This is a genomic window from Ramlibacter sp. JJN2-2R, from assembly GCF_057747835.1.
Map to the genome: position 1 here is coordinate 1985586 of NZ_CM173226.1, position 17140 is coordinate 2002725.

The window sequence follows — 17140 nt, forward strand, 5'->3', positions numbered from 1 at the left end:
AGGAGGAAAGAATCGGTTGCCGGATTATTGCTTGGTCGCGCCATGGCCCGCTGCCACAATGCCGGCATGCTGGACGGCTTCGAATCCCTGCAGGTGCAGCGCGACGGCGTGGTGCTGAACGTGCGCCGCGCTGGGCAGGGCGCACCGCTGCTGCTGCTGCACGGCCACCCGCAGACGCACGCGATGTGGCACCTCGTCGCGCCGCGGCTGGCCGAGCGCTTCGAGGTCGTGCTGATGGACCTGCGCGGCTACGGCGACTCGGGCCGGCCGCTGCCGGGCGCCGAATCGGCGGCGTACGCCAAGCGCGAGATGGCGCTGGACGCCGTCCATGTCATGCGCCACTTCGGGCACGCGAGCTTCCAGGTGCTCGCCCACGACCGCGGCGCGCGGGTCGCGCACCGCCTCGGCCTGGACCACCCGCATGCCGTCGAGCGCCTGCTGCTGCTGGACATCGCGCCGACGCTGGCGATGTACCGCGGCACCGGCGAGGCCTTCGCCCGCGCGTACTGGCACTGGTTCTTCCTCATCCAGCCGCCGCCGTTGCCCGAGGCGCTGATCGCGTCCGACGGCGCGCGCTACGTGCGCAGCATCATGGGCGCCCGGCATGCCGGCCTGGCGGCGTTCGCGCCCGAGGCGCTGGCCGAGTACGAGCGCTGCGCCGGCATCCCCGGCACCGCCGAAGGCATCTGCGCCGACTACCGCGCCAGCGCCGGCATCGACCTGCGCCACGACCAGGCCGATGCCGATGCCGGCCGCCGGCTGGCGCAGCCGCTGCGCGTGCTGTGGGGCGAGCACGGCGCGGTGGGCCGCTGCTTCGACGTCCCGGCTCTGTGGCGTGCCGCGGCCACCGAATTCTCCGGCCGCAGCCTGCCCTGCGGCCACTACATCGCGGAGGAAGCCCCCGGGCTCCTCCTGGAAGAATCCCTCTCGTTTTTCAGGAGCAAGTCATGAGCAAGAAGCGAATCGCAGTCATCCCCGGCGACGGGATCGGCAAGGAAGTCATGCCCGAGGGGCTGCGCGTCATGGAGGCGGCCGCCTCGAAGTTCGGCATCGACCTCGAGTTCGACCATTTCGACTTCGCGAGCTGGGACTATTGCGAGAAGCACGGCAAGTACATGCCCGACGACTGGAAGGACCGCATCGGCGGCCATGACGCCATCTTCTTCGGCGCGGTCGGCTGGCCCGAGAAGGTCGCCGACCACGTGTCGTTGTGGGGCTCGCTGGTGCTGTTCCGCCGCGAGTTCGACCAGTACGTGAACCTGCGGCCCGCGCGCCTGATGCCCGGCATCATGGCCCCGGTGGTGCGGCGCGACGGCAGCCCGCGCCAGCCCGGCGAGATCGACATGTACATCGTGCGCGAGAACACCGAGGGCGAGTACTCCATGGTGGGCGGCCGCATGTTCCCGGGCACCGAGCGCGAGATGGTGATGCAGGAGACCATCATGACCCGGCACGGCGTGGACCGGGTGCTCAAGTTCGCCTACGAACTGGCCAGTTCGCGCCCGAAGAAGCACCTGACCAGCGCGACCAAGTCCAACGGCATCGCGATCACCATGCCGTACTGGGACGAGCGCGTCGCCGAAATGGCGAAGAAGTACCCGCAGGTGAAGACGGACAAGTTCCACATCGACATCCTGACGGCGCACTTCGTGCAGCGCCCCGACTTCTTCGACGTGGTCGTGGCCAGCAACCTGTTCGGCGACATCCTGAGCGACCTGGGTCCGGCGTGCACCGGCACCATCGGCATCGCGCCCAGCGCCAACCTGAACCCGGACCGGCGGTTCCCGTCGCTGTTCGAGCCGGTGCACGGCTCGGCGCCGGACATCTACGGCAAGAACATCGCCAACCCGATCGGCCAGATCTGGTGCGGCGCGATGATGCTGGAGTTCCTGGGCCACAAGGACGCGCACGACGCGGTGCTGGCGGCGATCGAGAAGGTGCTCGATCCCAAGTCCGGCGCGCCGCGCACGCCGGACATCGGCGGCAAGGGCACCACCACCGACCTGGGCAAGGCCATCGCCGCCGCGCTCTGACGCATAAGCACGCGCAACGCGTGACAAAGTTTGCGTCGCCGCTGCCCGCCGGATCGCCCGCCGGCGCGGCGGCGCGCCGCGCCGGCCCTAGAATCCGCGGCCCGGCTGTTGTAAAGCTGCGAGACTTATTGACACACCTGAGGGGGGTGGCTTTAATCGACGGCAGTGGCCCGCGGCCGCGGAAAGAAAGTCTCCCCCATCCTAGGTTCGCAAGCCGGCCGCGGCGCGCCAGGGTCCGGGAGACAATAATTTTTGAGAAGACGACCTGTCCAACTCTTTCTCTCCATGAGGGGCTCTTGTGAACAAAACCGAACTGATTGAGCACATCGCGAAGCACGCCGACATCTCCAAGGCGGCGGCCACGCGGGCGCTGGAGTCGATGATCGGCGCCGTCAAGACGACGCTGAAGAAGGGCGGCTCCGTGTCGCTGGTGGGTTTCGGCACCTTTGCCGTCGGCAAGCGCGCCGCCCGCAGCGGCCGCAATCCCCGGACCGGCGCGCAGATTAAAATCAAGGCCGCCAAGGTGCCCAAGTTCCGTCCTGGCAAGGCGCTCAAGGATGCGCTGAACTGAGGCGGCAACGCCGGTGGGGTGCTTAGCTCAGCTGGTAGAGCGGCGCCCTTACAAGGCGTAGGTCGGCGGTTCGATCCCGTCAGCACCCACCAACACAGCGAAGGCGAACAGCATGTTCGCCTTTTGCGTTTTCTGGGCACACCCCGTTTTTTTCGATACGAGAGTCGCGCATGTTTGAATTCGTCCGCAAGCACAACCGGGTGATGCAGGTCCTGCTGTTCCTGCTGATCTTCCCGTCGTTCGTGCTGTTCGGCGTGGAGCGGTACAACTCGGCCAACAAGGGCGGTCCCGCCGTGGCCAAGGTCGACGGGCACGAGATCACGCAGTCCGACTGGGACGCCGAGCACCGGCGCGAGGTCGACCGCCTGCGCCAGCAGATGCCCACGCTGGATCCCAAGCTGCTCGACACGCCGCAGGCGCGCTACGGCACGCTGGAGCGCATGGTGCGCGACCGCGTGCTGGCCGCCGCCGCCGCGAAGGACCGCCTCGCCACCAGCGACCAGCGCCTGGCGCGCGAGCTGCAGGCCAACGAGGTGATCGCCTCGCTGCGCGGGCCCGACGGCAAGCTGGACATGGAGCGGTACAAGCAGCTGGTCGGCGCGCAGGGCCTGACCCCGCAGATGTTCGAGGACCAGGTGCGCAACGACATCGCCAGCCGCCAGGTGCTCGCCGGCGTGCAGGGCAGCACAGTGCAGGCCGCCGCCCCGGCCGACGTCGCGCTCGCCGCGTTCTTCGGCAAGCGCGAGATCCAGGTCGCCCGCTTCAATGCCGCCGACTACGCCGCCAAGGTGAGCCCCACGCCGGCCGACATCGAGGCCTTCTACAAGCAGAACCCGCAGCTGTTCCAGGCGCCCGAGCAGGCTTCGGTGGAATACGTGATGCTGGACCTGGACACGGTCAAGAAGGGCGTCACGGTCAACGAGCAGGACCTCAAGACCTACTACGAGCAGAACGCCTCCCGCCTCGAGGAGCGGCGCGCCAGCCACATCCTGATCGCCGCGCCCAAGGACGCGCCGGCCGCCGACAAGGCCAAGGCCAAGGCGCGCGCGCAGGAGCTGTACGAGCAGGTGAAGAAGTCGCCCGACAGCTTTGCCGAGGTGGCGAAGAAGAACTCGCAGGATCCGGGCTCGGCCGCGAACGGCGGCGACCTCGAGTTCTTCGCGCGGGGCGCGATGACCAAGGCGTTCGAGGACGCGGTGTTCTCGCTCAAGAAGGGCGAGATCAGCCCGCCGGTGGAGACCGAGTTCGGCTGGCACGTCATCAAGGTCACCGACGTGCGCGGCAAGACCTTCGAGCAGATGCGCCCGGAGCTGGAGGAGCAGGTGCGCAAGCAGCAGGCCCAACGCAAGTTCGCCGAGTCGGCCGATGCGTTCAGCAACGCGGTCTACGAGGCGGCCGACGGCTTCAAGACCGTGGCCGAGCGCTTCAAGCTCGAAGTGAAGACGGCCGCCAACGTGCAGCGCACGCCGCCCGCCGGCGCCAAGGGCCCGCTCGCCAATCCCAAGCTGCTCGGGGCGCTGTTCACGCCCGACAGCATCGAGAAGAAGCGCAACACCGAAGCCGTCGAGACCGGCCCGAGCCAGCTCGTGTCGGCGCGCATCGTGCAGTACAGCCCGGCGCGCACGCTGCCGCTGGCCGAAGTGCAGGACGCGGTCAAGCAGCGCATCGTCGCGACGCGCTCGGCCGAGATGGCCAAGAAGGAAGGCATGGACAAGCTGGCCGCCTGGAAGGCCGATGCGGCTTCGGCCACCGGCCTGTCCGAGAAGGTCGTCGTCTCGCGCGACGACCCGGCCAGGCAGCCGCGCGAAGTGGTCGAGGCGGCGCTGCGCACCGACGCCGGCGCCTTCGCCGGGGTGGACCTCGGCACCACCGGTTATGCGGTGGTGAAGGTCATCCAGGCGCTGCCGCGCCAGGCGCCCGAGGCCGCGGTCGCGAAGCAGGAATCCTCGCAATACGCCAAGTGGTGGGGCGGGGCGGAGTCGCTGGCCTACTACAACCTGCTCAAGGATCGCTTCAAGGCACAGATCCTGGTGGCCAAGCCGGCGGCCGATGCCGTCGAGCCGGCGCAGCGCTGAGCCCGCGACGACTCGGCCGCGGCTATAATCGCGGTCTTCGACGGTGGCTGTAGCTCAGTTGGTAGAGTCCCAGATTGTGATTCTGGTCGTCGTGGGTTCGAGTCCCATCAGCCACCCCAAGATCGACGAAGGCCGGTTGCAGTGCAACCGGCCTTTTTTCTTGCGCGTCAGCCGTTCACCAGGACCAGCTTGCCCTTGACCCCGCGCGAGCCCATGTGGGCGTACGCGGCCTTGAGCTCCGACAGGGGCATGGTGCGGTCGATCACCGGCTTGATGCGGCCCTGCGCGTACCAGGCGGCCAGCTCGGCCATCATGGCGGCGTTGGCCTTGGGCTCGCGCCGCGCGAAGTCGCCCCAGAACACGCCGACGATCGACGCGCCCTTGAGCAGCGGCAGGTTCAGCGGCAGCGACGGAATCGGCCCCGCCGCGAAGCCCACCACCAGGTAGCGGCCGCGCCAGGCGATCGAGCGGAACGCCGGTTCGGCGAAGTCGCCGCCCACGGGGTCGTAGACGACATCCGGGCCCTTGCCGCCGGTCGCGGCCTTGATCGCGTCGCGCAGGTTGCCCTGGCTGTAGTTGATCGTCGCGTCGGCGCCGATCGAGGTGCACAGCGCGCACTTCTCGTCGCTGGAGGCGGCGGCGATGACCCGCGCCCCGGCGGCCTTGGCGATCTGGATCGCGGCCGTGCCGACACCGCCGGCGGCCCCCAGCACCAGCACGGTCTCGCCGGGCTGCAGGTGCGCCCGGTCGATCAGCGCGTGGTGCGACGTCGCGTACGTCATGATGAACGCGGCGGCATCGACGAACGGGAAATCGGGCGGCAGCGGCATGCACAGCGCCGCGGGCGCGATGGTGTGGGTGCCGAACCCGCCGGTGCCCGACAGGCAGGCCACGCCCTGGCCCACCTTCAGCTGCGTCACGCCTTCGCCCACCGCTTCCACCACGCCGGCGTATTCCGAGCCCGGCACGAAGGGCAGGGGCGGCTTGTGCTGGTACTTGTTCTGGACGATCAGCAGGTCGGGAAAGTTCAGGCTCGCGGCGCGGATCGCGATGAGCACCTCGCCGGCCTTGGGCTGGGGCGTGGGCAGTTCCTTCCACTGCAGGGCGTCGACGCCGACGGGGTTCTCGCAGAGCCAGGCATGCATGGGATTCGTCTCCTTGGGCGGCAAGCGGCGGATCATAGGTCGCGCGCCGGGCGCCGCGATGTCCCTGCGGCGACCGGACCCCTACAATGCCCGCAGGGCCAAGCCGCATGAAGATCCTCCTTTCCAACGACGACGGCTACCAGGCGCCGGGCCTGCGCGCCCTGCACGAAGCCATCCAGGACCTCGGCGACGTCGCGGTGGTCGCTCCCGAACACAACAACAGCGCCAAGTCCAACGCGCTCACGCTGCATTCGCCGCTGTACGTGCACGAGGCGGGCAACGGCTTTCGCTACGTCAACGGCACGCCGGCCGACTGCGTGCACATCGCGCTCACCGGCGTGCTCGGCTATCGGCCCGACCTGGTCGTCAGCGGCATCAACAACGGCGCCAACATGGGCGACGACACCATCTACTCCGGCACCGTCGGCGCCGCGATGGAGGGCTATCTGTTCGGCATCCCGGCGATCGCGTTCTCGCAGGTCGAGAAGGGATGGGCCCACCTCGACGCCGCCGCGCGCCGGGCCCGCGAGCTGGTGCAGCAGGTGATCGCCCAGGGGCTGGACCCCGAGCATCCGTTCCTGCTGAACGTGAACATTCCCAATCGCGCCGACGAGCAGCTCGGCCCGTTCGAGGTCTGCCGCCTGGGCCGCCGGCATGCGGCCGAGAAGGTCATCTCGCAATCCAGCCCGCATGGCCAGACCATGTACTGGATCGGCGGCGCGGGGCCGGCCAAGGACGATGCCGACGGCACCGACTTCCATGCGACCACGCAAGGGCGCGTGTCCGTCACGCCGCTGAAGGTGGACCTGACGGACCACGACGGCCTGCGCGACTGGTCGGCGCGCGTCGCCCGCTTCGGGACGCGCCGGTGAACCGCCGCCCCGGCTTTCCGGCGCGCGGTGTCCTGCCGCAGCCTTCGCCGGCCGCGCCGCGCCGGCCCGCCGCGGCGCCCAGCCTGCGCCCGCCCGCGCCCCCCGCGGTGCAGGGGGTGGGCCTGGACTCCGGCGCCGTGCGCGCCCGCATGGTGCAGCGGCTGGCGGCCGACGGCATCACCGATGCGCGCGTGCTCGCCGCGATGGGCGCGGTCGAGCGGCACCGCTTCGTCGACAGTGCGCTGGTGAACCAGGCGTACGAGGACACCAGCCTGCCCATCGGGCTGGGCCAGACCATCTCCAAGCCGAGCGTGGTCGCGCGCATGATCGAATTGCTGCTCGGCGGGCAGCCTTCTGGCAAGCCCGGACGGGTGCTCGAGATCGGCACCGGCTGCGGCTACCAGGCGGCGGTGCTCGCGCAACTGTGCACCGAGGTCTACAGCATCGAGCGGCTGCGCGGCCTGCACGACAAGGCGCGCACCAACCTGCGGCCGCTGCGCATCGCCAACGTCCACCTGCTGTTCGGCGACGGCATGCAGGGCTTCGCCCAGGGCGCGCCGTATGCGGGCATCATCGCCGCAGCCGGCGGCGACGCGGTGCCGCAGGCGTGGCTCGACCAACTCGCCATCGGCGGCCGCATCGTCGCGCCCACCGTGATGCCGGGCGGGCGGCAGGCGCTGGTCGTGCTGGAGAAGACGGCGCGCGAGGTGCGCCAGACCATTCTTGAGGCGGTTCACTTCGTCCCCCTAAAATCCGGCATCGCTTGAAGGAAGAACACAAGATGAAGGGCATGGGCGGGCGGATGGCCAAGGGAGCCGCGCTGTTGCTGGCGGGACTGGTGCTCGCCGGATGCGCGTCGAGGACCCGCGCCCCGGCGCCGGTGGAGGATCGCAGCAACACCACGCGCGCACCCGCGGTCGTGGCCTCGGAGCCGGCGCGTCCGCTGCCGGGCGCCGAGAACGCGGGCAAGCCGGGTTACTACACGGTGCGCCAGGGCGACACGCTGATCCGCGTGGCCCTCGACCATGGACAGAACTGGCGCGACCTCGTGCGCTGGAATTCCATCGACAACCCCAACATCATCGAAGTGGGCCAGGTGCTGCGCGTCGTGCCGCCGCCGTCCGAGCCGGTGGCGCGCCCCGTGGCGCAGTCCGCGGTGGCTGCGGCCTCGGTGCCGGCCGCGGGCGCCAGCGCCCCGGCGGCCCCCGCGTCGACCGCCGCCGTGCCGGCTTCGGCCGCATCCAGCACGGCCCGTGCAACCGCGACGGCTGCCGTGACGGCGGCGTCGGCGGCCCCCGCTGCCGCTGCCGTGCCCGCGACGCCGGACGACGATGTGCCCTGGGGCTGGCCGGCGCCGGGCAACCTGGCGGTGCTGGCCGGCTTCGACGAGGTGAAGAACAAGGGCGTGGACATCGCCGGCAAGGCTGGCGATCCGGTGCTGGCGGCCGCCGACGGCCGCGTGGTGTATGCGGGCGCGGGGCTGCGCGGCTACGGCAACCTGATCATCCTGAAGCACAACAACACCTACCTGACGGCCTACGCGCACAACCAGACCCTGCTGGTCAAGGAAGACCAGACCGTGCGCAAGGGGCAGAAGATCGCCGAGATGGGCGCCAGCGACACCGATCGCGTGAAGCTTCACTTCGAGATCCGCCGCCAGGGCAAGCCGGTCGATCCCGCCAGATACCTGCCAGCGAGGTAGTCATGCCGCGCAAGCGCCACGGCCAAGGCAGTTCGCCGGACCCGGGCGCGATGGAGCACGGTGTGCCGCCGGAGGCGGCGCCGCCCGGCGAGGCGCCTGCCGAGCCGCCGCTGCGCGAGTGGGCGCGCGACGTCGGCGCCGATGCAGCCGACACCCTGACGCTGTACCTGCGCGACATCCGGCGCACGGAGCTGTTCACCCCCGAGCAGGAGTTCGAGACCGCGACCCGCGCGCGCGCCGGCGATTTCGCGGCGCGCCAGTCGATGATCGAGCACAACCTGCGGCTGGTGGTGAGCATCGCCAAGGCCTACCTGGGCCGCGGCGTGCCGCTCTCCGACCTGATCGAGGAGGGCAATCTCGGGCTGATGCACGCCATCGACAAGTTCGAGCCCGAGCGCGGCTTCCGCTTTTCCACCTATGCGACCTGGTGGATCCGGCAGTCCGTCGAACGCGCCGTGATGAACCAGGGCCGCGTGATCCGCCTCCCGGTGCACGTGGTGCGCGAGCTGCAGCAGGTGCTGCGTGCCCGGCGCACGCTGGAGAACGACCCGGCCTTCCAGGCCGCCCGCGGCAGCGTGGGGGGCGAGGGCGTGCGGGTCGAGGACGTGGCGGCGCTGCTCGGTCGCAACGTGCAGGAGGTGGCCGACCTGCTCGCGCTGGCCGAGAACCCGCGGTCCCTGGACGCTTCGCTGGACCGCTCCGACGAGGACTACACGCTCGGCGATTCCATCGCCGACGAGCAGTCGGCCGATCCCACGGGCATCACGCAGCTCCATGAGGTGGAGCGCCTGCTGGCCGGCTGGGTCGAGACGCTCTCGCAGCGTGAGAAGGAGGTGCTGGAGGGCCGCTTCGGCCTGCACGACCGCGAGCCCGAGACGCTCGAGGTCCTGAGCGACCGCCTGGGCCTGACCCGCGAGCGCGTGCGCCAGATCCAGAACGAGGCGTTGCTGAAGCTGCGCCGGCAGATGACGCGCAGCGGCATCACCAAGGAAGCCCTGTTCTGATCGGCTAGAGTCCGGGCATGCCTTGGCCCGTGCTCGTCTTCGACATCGAATCCATTCCCGACGTCGCGGGGCTGCGCGCGCTGCGCGGCGCCCCGGCGGAGCAGACCGACTCGCAGGTTTACGAGGCATGGTGCCAGGAGCGCAAGGCCAACGGCCAGAGCGACTTCCTGCCGCTGCACCTGCAGCGGGTGCTGGTCATCAGCTGCGTGTTCCGCAACGGCGAGGGCCTGCGGATCCACTCGTTCGCCGACCGCGACGGCGCGAGCGAGGGCAAGGTGGTGCAGTCGTTCTTCAACAGCATCGAGAAGCACGTGCCGCAGCTGGTGAGCTGGAACGGCGGCGGCTTCGACCTGCCGGTGCTGCACTACCGCGGGCTCAAGCATGGCGTCGTCGCCGACAAGTACTGGGACATGGGCGACGACGACCGCGAGTTCAAGTGGAACAACTACATCAGCCGGTACCACATGCGCCACCTGGACCTGATGGACCTGCTGGCGATGTACCAGCCGCGCGCGAGCGCGCCGCTGGACGCCATGGCCAAGCTGTGCGGCTTCCCCGGCAAGCTGGGCATGGACGGCGGGCAGGTCTGGCCCGCGTACCAGGAGGGCAAGCTCGAGGACATCCGCCGGTATTGCGAGACCGACGTGATGAACACCTACCTGCTGTACTGCCGCTTCCAGAAGATGCGCGCGGGGCTGACCGAGGCCGAGTACGCGCAGGAGATCGCCTTCGTCAAGGAGACGCTGGGCGGGCTCGTGCCGGCCGAGCCGCACTGGCGCGAGTACCTCGACGCCTGGGCCTGAGCCGCCGCCCTGAGACAATCGGGGGAATGAGCGACAAGACAGGACCCGCGGCGACGCCGCAGGAAGGCTGGCTCGCCGTCGACGCCCTGGACATCGAGGCGCAAGGCGTGGCCCGGCGGCCGGACGGCAAGGTGGTTTTCATCGACGGCGCGCTGCCGACGGAGCTGGTGACCGCGAACGTCACGCGGCGCAAGAACAACTGGGAGCAGGCCGCGCTGGTCTCCATCCACCGGGAATCGTCCCAGCGGGTGCGGCCGCGCTGCCCCCATTTCGGCCTGCACGAGGGCGCCTGCGGCGGCTGCAAGATGCAGCACCTGCATCCCGCCGCGCAGGTGGCGATCAAGCAGCGCGTGCTCGAGGACAACCTGTGGCACCTGGGCAAGGTGCGCGCGGAACTCGTGCTGCGGCCGATCCAGGGGCCGGACTGGAACTACCGCTGGCGCGCCCGCTTTTCCGTGCGGCACGTGCGCAAGAAGGGCACGGTGCTGGTGGGCTTCCACGAGCGCAAGAGCCGCTACGTGGCCGACATCCGCGAATGCCACGTGGTGCCCCGGGAGGTGAGCGACCTGCTGCTGCCGCTGCGGGCGCTGGTCGGCTCGATGGATGCCATCGAGACCTGCCCGCAGATCGAGCTGGCCTGCGGCGACGACGTCGTCGCCCTGGTGCTGCGGCACCTGGAGCCGCTGAGCGCCGGCGACCTGGCGCGGCTGCGCGAGTTCGCCCGCGCGCACCCCCGCGTGCAGTGGTGGCTGCAGCCCAAGGGGCCGGACACCGTGCACCTGCTGGACGAGGGCGGGCCGCAGCTGGCCTACGCGCTGCCCGACTTCGGCATCACGATGCCGTTCCGGCCCACCGACTTCACGCAGGTCAATCCGCACATCAACCGCACCCTGGTGGGCCGCGCCCTGCAGCTGCTCGACGTGCAGCCGGACGATCGGGTGATCGACTGGTTCTGCGGGCTGGGCAACTTCACGCTGCCGCTGGCGACACGGGCGCGCGAGGTGCTGGGCATCGAGGGCAGCGAGGCGCTGGTGGCGCGCTCGCGCGAGAACTACGAGCGCAACCGGACCGCGCGGCCCCTCGCGCCCACGACCTTCGTCGCCCGCAACCTGTTCGAGATGACACCGCAGCAGCTCGCCGCGGACGGTGTCGCCGACCGCTGGCTGATCGATCCGCCGCGCGAGGGCGCGTTCGCCCTGGCCAAGGCACTGGCCGACGTGCACCAGCAGCCCGACCTGGCGCCGGGCTGGTCGGCGCCGCGGCGCATCGTCTACGTGAGCTGCAATCCGGCCACCCTCGCGCGCGACGCCGGCCTGCTGGTGCACCAGGCCGGCTACCGCTGCACCGCCGCGGGCGTCGTGAACATGTTCCCGCACACCGCGCACGTGGAAAGCATCGCGGTGTTCGAGCGCGGCTGACGGCCCCGCGCGACAAACGACAAGGGCCCCGAAGGGCCCTTGTGCGTTGGGGAGCGCGGCGGCTCAGTCGTTGCTGCCCGCGATGCCCAGCAGGGCCAGCAGGCTCTGGAAGACGTTGAACGCGTCCAGGTACAGGGCCAGCGTCGCCGTGATGTAGTTGGTCTCGCCGCCGTCGACGATGCGCTTGAGGTCGTACAGCATGAAGCCGCTGAAGATGCCGATGGCCATCACGCTGATCACCAGCATGCCGATGGTGGAGCCGACGAACACGTTGATGATCGAGCCGATCACCAGCGCCAGCGCGCCGACGAACAGGAACTTGCCGAAGCCCGACAGGTCGCGCTTGATCATCGTCGACAGGCTGGCCATGACGAAGAACACGCCGGCCGTGCCGCCGAAGGCGGTCATGATCAGGCTGGGGCCGTTCTTGAACCCGAGGACCATCGCGATCAGGCGCGAGAGCATCAGGCCCATGAAGAAGGTGAATCCCAGGAGGACGCCGATGCCCGCGGCCGAATTCTTGGTCTTCTCGATCGCGAACATGAAGCCGAACGCACCGCCCAGGAAGACGACCAGCCCGAGGCCGCCGCCGAGCGAGCGGGTGATGCCCGTCGCGACGCCCAGCCAGGCTCCCAGCACCGTCGGCACCAGGCTCAGGGCCAGCAGCCAGTAGGTGTTGCGCAGGACGCGGTTGCGCTCCTGGGCGGAGGGAAGGGCATAGCCGGAACCCCACGGGGTGACTTGCTCGTTCATACGAAAGCTCCTTGGACTGGGTGTCGATTCAGACGGAAGAATTCTAGATTGGTTCCAGCCGCGCACGGGATTCCCCTGCGCTGGCCGGCGTTTATGCTTGCCGTTTTCGCACCCAACCCATGAAGACCAAACCTGCACTCGAACTGGCCGACGCCAAGGCCATCGCCGCCGCCGCCGAAGCCGAAGCCCTCAAGCACCAGTGGGCCGTGTCCATCGCCATCGTCGACGACGGCGGCCACCTGCTCTGGCTGCAGCGCCTGGATGGCGCCGCCCCCGTGTCGGCGCAGATCGCCCCGGCCAAGGCGCACACGGCCGCACTGGGCCGGCGCGAAAGCCGCGTGTACGAGGAGATGATCAACGGAGGCCGCGTGTCGTTCCTGAGCGCGCCGGGCCTGCAGGGGCTGCTGGAAGGCGGCGTGCCGATCGTCAAGGACGGCCAGTGCATCGGCGCCGTCGGCGTCAGTGGCGTCAAGTCGACCGAAGACGCGCAGATCGCGCGCGCCGGCATCGCCGCGCTGGGGCTCTGACCCGGTCAGCCGACCCGCGCGCGACGGGCGGCTGGCAACGCGAACGCGAAGCTCAGGCCGGGCGGCCGGGGCAGGACGAGCACGCCCCTGCCGAGCCGTCCCGGCCGCCCTGTTCGGCGCGCAGCGCCGCCACCGGGGCGGTCGAGCTGCACTGCGCCACGATGTCGCGCGCGCATCCCTCGCACTGACCGCACTGGGTCGCCACGCCGAGCTCGAACTGGATGTCGTCGAAGCTCATGCCGGCGCGCGCATGGCGGCTGATCTCGCGATCGGAAACTCGGCGGCAGACACAGACGATCATGGTGCGGGCTGGGGCAAAGGCTGGGGTGGTGGGACGACCTCAGTATAAATGAGAACTCTTCGCATTCGCAAAGACCGTGGTGCGGCAAGGTCATCGATCCAACCGTTCCTTGACCCGCATCAACGTCTGCGGCAGGGAGAAATGTCGGTTCGCCTAGCAAATGCGAATTCATCTCATTTAGAATGCAGGCAACGAGCATCCGCTCTGCCGAACCAGGAGTCCCCATGCTGCAAACCCTGCTGATCGCCTTCCGGGAAGGGCTGGAAGCGCTGCTGATCGTCGCGATCGCCGCGCTCTACCTGCGCCGCTCCGGACGTGAGCAGCTGGTCGGCGCGATCCGCGCCGGCGTGGGCACCGCGCTCGCGCTGTCCGCCGTGCTCGGCCTCGTGCTGTCGAAGGTCGGCGCGATGTCACCCGCGACCGAGGGCCTCATGGCCTGGATCGCCGCGGCAGCGGTGATCAGCTGCACCGTGCACATGCTGCGCATGGGCAAGCACATGAAGCGGCACATCGACGGCCGGCTGGGCGAGGCCACCGCGCAGGAGGGGACCTCGGGCTGGTGGGCGGTGTTCCTCTTCGCCGTCTTCATGGTCGGCCGCGAAGGCGTGGAAACCGCCACCATGATCGCGTCGCTCGCGGTCAACGGCGACCTGGTCCACATGGCCTGGGGCGGCGCCATCGGATTCGCGCTGGCGGCGTGGATCGCCTGGCTGTGGACGCGGCACGGCAGCAAGGTGAACCTGAGCCGCTTCTTCCAGGTCACCGCGGTCTTCATGGTGGTGTTCTCGGTGCAGTTGCTCGTCGGCGGCTTCCACGAATTCACCGAGGCCGCGCTGGTGCCGGGCATCGACAACGCCTACTGGCACCAGGCGACGGAGAGCATCGCCGAGGGCAGCGTGGCCCAGGTGATCTCGCTGCTGATGGTGGCGCTGCCGTCGGTGTGGCTGGTGGGCGCCTTCTGGAAGGACCGCCAGGGCCGCCTGGCCGCGTCCGTCGAACCGCGCGCCCAGTGAGCGCGCGGCGGGCCGCTCAGCCCGGCTCGCCCATCTGCGACTGCAGGTAGTTCTGCAGTCCCACCTTGGCCAGCAGGTCGATCTGCGTCTCGAGGAAGTCGATGTGCTCCTCGGTGTCCTCGAGGATGTGCTGCAGGATCTCGCGCGAGACGTAGTCCTTCGCCTGCTCGCACGCCGCGATGCCTTCCTTGACGGTCGCCTGCGCGCCCCGCTCGCTCTGCAGGTCGGCGTTGAGGATCTCGGGCACGTCCTCGCCGACGAGCAGCTTGCCCAGGTCCTGCAGGTTCGGCAGCCCGTCGAGCATCAGGATGCGCTCGATCAGCCGGTCGGCGTGCTTCATCTCGCCGATCGACTCCTCGTATTCCTTCTTCGCCAGCCGGTCCAGGCCCCAGTGCTTGAGGATGCGGTAATGCAGGAAGTACTGGTTCGTGGCGGTCAGTTCGTTCTTCAGCTGCGCCTGCAGCTGCTGGATGACTTGGGGATGGCCTTGCATGAGCGGTGCTCCGGTCGTTCGAATCGGCGACGATTGTGGCCCAAACGACAGGCCCGCCGGCCGGCGTCTGCCGGGCGGCGGGCCTTCACGGCCGCTCCCGTTCAGGCGGGCGCGGAGCTGCGGATCAGGTGATCGAAGGCGCCGAGCGCCGCCTTCGCGCCGTCGCCGGCGGCGATGATGATCTGCTTGAACGGCACGGTGGTCGCATCGCCCGCGGCGAACACGCCCGGCACCGACGTCTGGCCCTTGGCGTCGACGACGATCTCGCCGTGGCGCGAGAGTTCGACGGCGCCGCGCAGCCATTCCGTGTTCGGCACCAGGCCGATCTGCACGAACACGCCCTCGAGCGCGACGCGGTGCGACTCGCCCGTGGCGCGGTCGGTGTACACCAGGCCATCGACCTTCTGCCCGTCGCCGGTCACCTCGGTCGTCTGCGCGTTCAGGAGGGTGGTGACGTTGGGCAGGGTGGCGAGCTTGCGCTGCAGCACCGCGTCGGCGCGCAACTGGTCGGCGAACTCGAGCAGCGTCACGTGGCCGACGATGCCCGCCAGGTCGATCGCCGCCTCGACACCGGAGTTGCCGCCGCCGACGACGGCGACCCGCTTGCCCTTGAACAGCGGGCCGTCGCAGTGCGGGCAGTAGGCGACGCCCTTGTTGCGGTACTGCTCCTCGCCGGGCACGCCCAGCTTGCGCCAGCGCGCGCCGGTGGACAGGATGACGCTGCGCGCCTTCAGCGCGGCGCCGTTCTCCAGCTCGATCTCGATCAGGCCGCCATCGGGCTTGAGCGCCTTGGCGCGCTGCAGGTTCATGATGTCCACGTCGTAGTGGCGCACATGCTCCTCCAGCGCCAGCGCGAACTTGGGCCCCTCGGTCTCCTTGACGGAGACGAAGTTCTCGATGCCCAGCGTGTCCAGCACCTGGCCGCCGAAACGCTCGGAGGCGATGCCGGTGCGGATGCCCTTGCGGGCCGCGTAGACGGCCGCCGCGGCGCCGGCCGGCCCGCCGCCGACGATCAGCACGTCGAACGGGTCCTTCTGCGCGATCTTGCGCGCCTCCCGCGCTTCGCCGTCCTTGTCGACCTTGGCCAGGATCTCCTCCAGGGTCATGCGGCCGGTGCCGAACATGGTGCCGTTGAGGAACACCGTGGGCACGCCCATGATCTGGCGCTCCTCGATCTCGCGCTGGAACAGGCCGCCTTCGATCATCGTCGCGCGGATGCGCGGGTTCTGCACCGCCATGAGGTTCAGCGCCTGCACGACGTCCGGGCAGTTGTGGCAGGTGAGGGACACGTAGACCTCGAACTCCAGGTCCTGGTCCAGCGCGCGGATCTGGTCGAGGACGTCCTGTTCCACCTTGGGCGGATAGCCCCCGACCTGCAGCAGCGCCAGCACGAGCGAGGTGAACTCGTGGCCCATCGGCAGTCCCGCGAACCGCGGCCCGTGGTTCTCGCCGGGCCGGTTGACCGCGAACGAGGGCACGCGGTTCGACCCGCCGGGCTCGCCGCGCGTCTCGCTCACGCGCATCAGCGGCGAGGCGGCGGCGATGTCCTGCAGGAGCGCGCGCATGTCCTGCGACGCCTTCGAGTCGTCGAGGACGGCGGTGATCTCCACCGGTTGCGAGATGCGCTGCAGGTAGGCGGCGAGCTGGGCCTGGAGGTTGGCGTCGAGCATGATGGGTGTCCGGAAAGCAATCAGGAACGACAAGGCCCGGGGCGCGTGGCGCACCCGGGCCCGAGGAAAGGCGGCGAGGCGCCGGCGGTCAGATCTTGCCGACGAGGTCGAGCGAGGGCTTGAGCGTCTCCGCGCCTTCGCTCCACTTGGCCGGGCACACCTCGCCCGGGTGGGCGGCGATGTACTGGGCGGCCTTCACGCGGCGCAGCGTTTCCTTGGCGTCGCGGCCGATGCCGTTGTCGTGCACCTCGATGGTCTTGATGCGGCCCTCGGGGTCGATGACGAAGGTGCCGCGCAGCGCCAGGCCGGCATCCTCGCCCTCGGTGATCAGCACCTGGAAGAAGCGGGCCAGCTGGTGGTTCGGGTCGCCGATCAGCGGGTACTGCACCTTCTTGATCGTGTCCGAGGTGTCGTGCCACGCCTTGTGGGTGAAGTGGGTGTCGGTCGACACGCCATAGATCTCCACGCCCAGCTTCTTGAATTCGGCGTGGTTGTCGGCCAGGTCGCCGAGCTCGGTGGGGCACACGAAGGTGAAGTCGGCCGGGTAGAACACCACGACGGACCACTTGCCCTTGAAGGTCTCCTCGCTCACCGGCACGAACTTGCCGTTGTGGTAGGCGGTGGCCTGGAAGGGAATGACTTGCTGGTTGATCAGGGACATGGTTGTGGTTCCTCTCTAGTCGGACGAATCTCGTTCGCGGAAAGACAGTTTGCCGGTCCGCGCTGGATTGATCCAATTCATTGATTCAATGCAGCCCAT

General features: G+C 69.4%; 18 protein-coding genes and 2 tRNA genes. 14 read left to right on the plus strand and 6 right to left on the minus strand.

Annotated elements, in window-relative coordinates:
- Positions 1-66: 66 nt before the first annotated feature.
- From AC3ANR_RS09785 to AC3ANR_RS09810, 6 genes are all read left to right on the plus strand, one after another.
- Positions 67-951, plus strand: a complete 885-nt coding sequence (locus AC3ANR_RS09785; protein ID WP_488291683.1) for an alpha/beta fold hydrolase — start codon at positions 67-69, stop codon at positions 949-951.
- Complete coding sequence (locus AC3ANR_RS09790) at positions 948-2033, plus strand: tartrate dehydrogenase (RefSeq protein ID WP_488291684.1); 1086 nt, start codon at positions 948-950, stop codon at positions 2031-2033. The genes AC3ANR_RS09785 and AC3ANR_RS09790 overlap by 4 nt, the downstream gene beginning before the upstream one ends.
- Before the next feature lie 298 nt (positions 2034-2331).
- Entirely contained in the window at positions 2332-2604 is a 273-nt protein-coding gene (locus AC3ANR_RS09795; protein ID WP_013901776.1) for an HU family DNA-binding protein, read from the plus strand.
- Positions 2605-2620: 16 nt separating this feature from the next.
- Positions 2621-2696 (plus strand) — tRNA-Val (locus AC3ANR_RS09800).
- 78 nt (positions 2697-2774) lie between these two features.
- A complete protein-coding gene (locus AC3ANR_RS09805) occupies positions 2775-4679 on the plus strand; it encodes a SurA N-terminal domain-containing protein (protein WP_488291685.1) in 1905 nt (634 codons plus the stop codon).
- A gap of 43 nt (positions 4680-4722) precedes the next feature.
- Positions 4723-4798: transfer RNA gene (locus tag AC3ANR_RS09810), tRNA-His, on the plus strand.
- A gap of 48 nt (positions 4799-4846) precedes the next feature.
- On the opposite strand, the gene AC3ANR_RS09815 is transcribed toward AC3ANR_RS09810, so the two are convergent.
- Positions 4847-5824 carry an NADPH:quinone oxidoreductase family protein gene (locus tag AC3ANR_RS09815; protein WP_488291686.1) on the minus strand — a complete coding sequence of 326 codons (978 nt, stop codon included), beginning with the start codon at positions 5822-5824 and terminating at the stop codon, positions 4847-4849.
- 107 nt (positions 5825-5931) lie between these two features.
- Here AC3ANR_RS09815 and surE point away from each other — a divergent pair, with 107 nt between their 5' ends.
- The 6 genes from surE to rlmD are packed head-to-tail and all read left to right on the plus strand — an operon-like array spanning position 5932 to position 11623.
- Complete coding sequence (gene surE, locus AC3ANR_RS09820) at positions 5932-6696, plus strand: 5'/3'-nucleotidase SurE (protein WP_488291687.1); 765 nt, start codon at positions 5932-5934, stop codon at positions 6694-6696.
- Positions 6693-7463, plus strand: coding sequence for a protein-L-isoaspartate(D-aspartate) O-methyltransferase (locus AC3ANR_RS09825; RefSeq protein ID WP_488291688.1), 771 nt, complete (start codon positions 6693-6695; stop codon positions 7461-7463). Before surE ends, AC3ANR_RS09825 begins: the two co-directional genes overlap by 4 nt.
- 14 nt (positions 7464-7477) lie before the next feature.
- The gene (locus AC3ANR_RS09830) at positions 7478-8398 is read left to right on the plus strand and encodes a peptidoglycan DD-metalloendopeptidase family protein (protein ID WP_488291781.1); all 921 of its coding nucleotides are present in this window, start codon (positions 7478-7480) and stop codon (positions 8396-8398) included.
- A gap of 2 nt (positions 8399-8400) precedes the next feature.
- Positions 8401-9402 (plus strand): RNA polymerase sigma factor RpoS, encoded by a 1002-nt coding sequence (gene rpoS / locus AC3ANR_RS09835; RefSeq protein WP_488291689.1) that lies wholly within the window; start codon positions 8401-8403, stop codon positions 9400-9402.
- A gap of 17 nt (positions 9403-9419) precedes the next feature.
- Positions 9420-10205 carry a 3'-5' exonuclease gene (locus tag AC3ANR_RS09840; RefSeq protein WP_488291690.1) on the plus strand — a complete coding sequence of 262 codons (786 nt, stop codon included), beginning with the start codon at positions 9420-9422 and terminating at the stop codon, positions 10203-10205.
- 26 nt (positions 10206-10231) lie between these two features.
- On the plus strand, positions 10232-11623 hold the full coding sequence (rlmD, locus tag AC3ANR_RS09845; RefSeq protein ID WP_488291691.1) for a 23S rRNA (uracil(1939)-C(5))-methyltransferase RlmD: 1392 nt from the start codon (positions 10232-10234) through the stop codon (positions 11621-11623).
- 63 nt (positions 11624-11686) lie between these two features.
- Here the strand turns inward: rlmD and AC3ANR_RS09850 are convergent, their stop codons facing one another.
- Positions 11687-12376 carry a Bax inhibitor-1 family protein gene (locus AC3ANR_RS09850; protein ID WP_488291692.1) on the minus strand — a complete coding sequence of 230 codons (690 nt, stop codon included), beginning with the start codon at positions 12374-12376 and terminating at the stop codon, positions 11687-11689.
- Between the two features lie 119 nt (positions 12377-12495).
- Between AC3ANR_RS09850 and AC3ANR_RS09855 the strand changes: the two genes are divergently transcribed.
- A complete protein-coding gene (locus AC3ANR_RS09855) occupies positions 12496-12903 on the plus strand; it encodes a GlcG/HbpS family heme-binding protein (protein WP_488291693.1) in 408 nt (135 codons plus the stop codon).
- 52 nt (positions 12904-12955) lie between these two features.
- On the opposite strand, the gene AC3ANR_RS09860 is transcribed toward AC3ANR_RS09855, so the two are convergent.
- Entirely contained in the window at positions 12956-13204 is a 249-nt protein-coding gene (locus AC3ANR_RS09860) for a (2Fe-2S)-binding protein (RefSeq protein WP_488291694.1), read from the minus strand.
- Positions 13205-13428: 224 nt separating this feature from the next.
- Between AC3ANR_RS09860 and AC3ANR_RS09865 the strand changes: the two genes are divergently transcribed.
- Positions 13429-14217, plus strand: a complete 789-nt coding sequence (locus tag AC3ANR_RS09865) for an FTR1 family iron permease (protein WP_488291695.1) — start codon at positions 13429-13431, stop codon at positions 14215-14217.
- 16 nt (positions 14218-14233) lie between these two features.
- Here AC3ANR_RS09865 and bfr read toward each other — a convergent pair whose 3' ends face one another.
- From bfr to ahpC, 3 genes are all read right to left on the minus strand, one after another.
- On the minus strand, positions 14234-14710 hold the full coding sequence (bfr, locus tag AC3ANR_RS09870) for a bacterioferritin (protein WP_488291696.1): 477 nt from the start codon (positions 14708-14710) through the stop codon (positions 14234-14236).
- Between the two features lie 101 nt (positions 14711-14811).
- Positions 14812-16380, minus strand: coding sequence for an alkyl hydroperoxide reductase subunit F (ahpF, locus tag AC3ANR_RS09875; protein ID WP_488291697.1), 1569 nt, complete (start codon positions 16378-16380; stop codon positions 14812-14814).
- Positions 16381-16468: 88 nt separating this feature from the next.
- Positions 16469-17041 carry an alkyl hydroperoxide reductase subunit C gene (gene ahpC, locus AC3ANR_RS09880; protein WP_488291698.1) on the minus strand — a complete coding sequence of 191 codons (573 nt, stop codon included), beginning with the start codon at positions 17039-17041 and terminating at the stop codon, positions 16469-16471.
- Between the last annotated feature and the right edge of the window lie 99 nt (positions 17042-17140).